The following is a 1,596-nucleotide window of genomic DNA, read 5'->3' as shown; positions in this document are numbered from 1 at the left end:
ATCCCAATTTACTCAATTTTTCGTTAGCCAACTTACTGAAGAAATTTTTGAGTTCTATGGGGGATTACCTACAACGGATTTGTATATGAATAGTTGCGATTTCGTGAGTAGGATTTTCGTTAGAAAATCAGCCCGAACAAAGCGGAACTATTCTTTTGTTTTTAGTATTAAATGTAGCAATTATTTATATACGTTGTTGTATGTAGTTTATTTCTCTATTATTAATTTTTCTATAATAGGAATATCGGCAGGGGCTAGTTTTTTAGATGTAATTTTATCGATAAGAGACCATTCATATTTGTCATGATCTATAAGTTTAAAGCTCGCTTTAATAAATTCACATTTATATGCTGTAAGTTTAATTGTGAATTTTTCATATTTATGAATAACAGAAGTGAAGTGTTTTTTAACTATCACGGACATTCCTAATTCTTCTGTCAATTCCCTTTTAAGAGCTTGTTCAGCCGATTCATTAGGTTCTAATTTTCCTCCAGGAAACTCCCAGTATCCTCCCAGTTCTTTATTTTCATTTCTTCGACATATGAGTACTTCATTGCCTTTATAGATGATTCCACATACAACCTCAATCATAAATTTATTATTTTTTCCCTGTGCCTTTCTAGATACTTTTTATTTCCAGCAGATAGATTATCGATTTTTTCTTCTCCTGTTACGCCAAGCTTATAAAAATCTTTTTTATCCATTGATTCCGATAAAATAATTTTTCCTTCATTATCAAATGAAATTAAATATTTATCAAATAGAGCATCGTAAGTAGGGGATAAGAGTAAGCCATTGTCAACATCTAATCTTTCTTTGTCGTTTGCTTCTCTCCAAGGTACTATATGCGAAGCAATTAATATCTCTTTAATAGAAGTTCCATTAACGGCACATTTATAGTTCCACTTTCTTAAAATTCGTTGACGAAATTCACCTTGCCCAACTCGTGAAGTTGTTAAATTTTGTTTTGAAGTTTCTTTTGGAAGCCCATAGGGTACTTCATCTTCATTAACTTCATTATTGCCATAGTTTTCAATGAAGTTGATATTAGCTAATTTAAATAGTTCTTCGGCTGCTTTTGCGGAAAATTCGTAGAGATAACCTTGATTAGCTTTGATTTTAAGTTCTACCCCAGAGATATTCATTGGTGAATATTTTTCGGGTAAATATTGATTAATAGTTTTATAAGCCGTTTTAATGTCAATTGGTTCAGTAAATAATACATATTCTGCATCTATCATGTAACCTTCTTTCTCCCATTCGACATCTACATTAAATTCTTCTGGTTGTGGAGCTAGAAAATGTTTAGTTTTGATTTGACAATATCCCATAATAAAACCTTTACGATAATTAAAAACGATATCGTTAGGTTTGAGTTTAGTCATGTTTTCCCAATGAAAAAATGAATTTCCTTTATTGTTTTGTATAGGAGCCCATAAATAACCTCCTTCTTTTTCTTCCTTATAGGTTTTACCTTGGTTTACCCAATAATACATTTAGCAGTTTTTTTTGAATTACATACAACGTTGTTGTATATGGAAAGTTGCGTGTTTGTGTGCGAGGATTTTCCGAAGGAAAATCAGAAGCTAGCAAACA

Annotated in this window: 2 protein-coding genes; both read right to left on the bottom strand. The window is 31.3% G+C overall.

From position 1 onward, the window contains the following. Nucleotides 1–207: 207 nt before the first annotated feature. Entirely contained in the window at nt 208–591 is a 384-nt protein-coding gene (locus Q0857_RS16840; protein WP_298538064.1) for a (deoxy)nucleoside triphosphate pyrophosphohydrolase, read from the bottom strand. After that, nucleotides 588–1,496 carry an HNH endonuclease signature motif containing protein gene (locus Q0857_RS16835; RefSeq protein ID WP_298538062.1) on the bottom strand — a complete coding sequence of 303 codons (909 nt, stop codon included), beginning with the start codon at nt 1,494–1,496 and terminating at the stop codon, nt 588–590. Before Q0857_RS16835 ends, Q0857_RS16840 begins: the two co-directional genes overlap by 4 nt. Between the last annotated feature and the right edge of the window lie 100 nt (nt 1,497–1,596).

This window comes from uncultured Algibacter sp., assembly GCF_947495925.1.
Classification (GTDB): domain Bacteria; phylum Bacteroidota; class Bacteroidia; order Flavobacteriales; family Flavobacteriaceae; genus Algibacter_E.
Note: the sequence above shows the minus strand (reverse complement) of the source record. Positions and strands in the feature narration are given on the sequence as shown.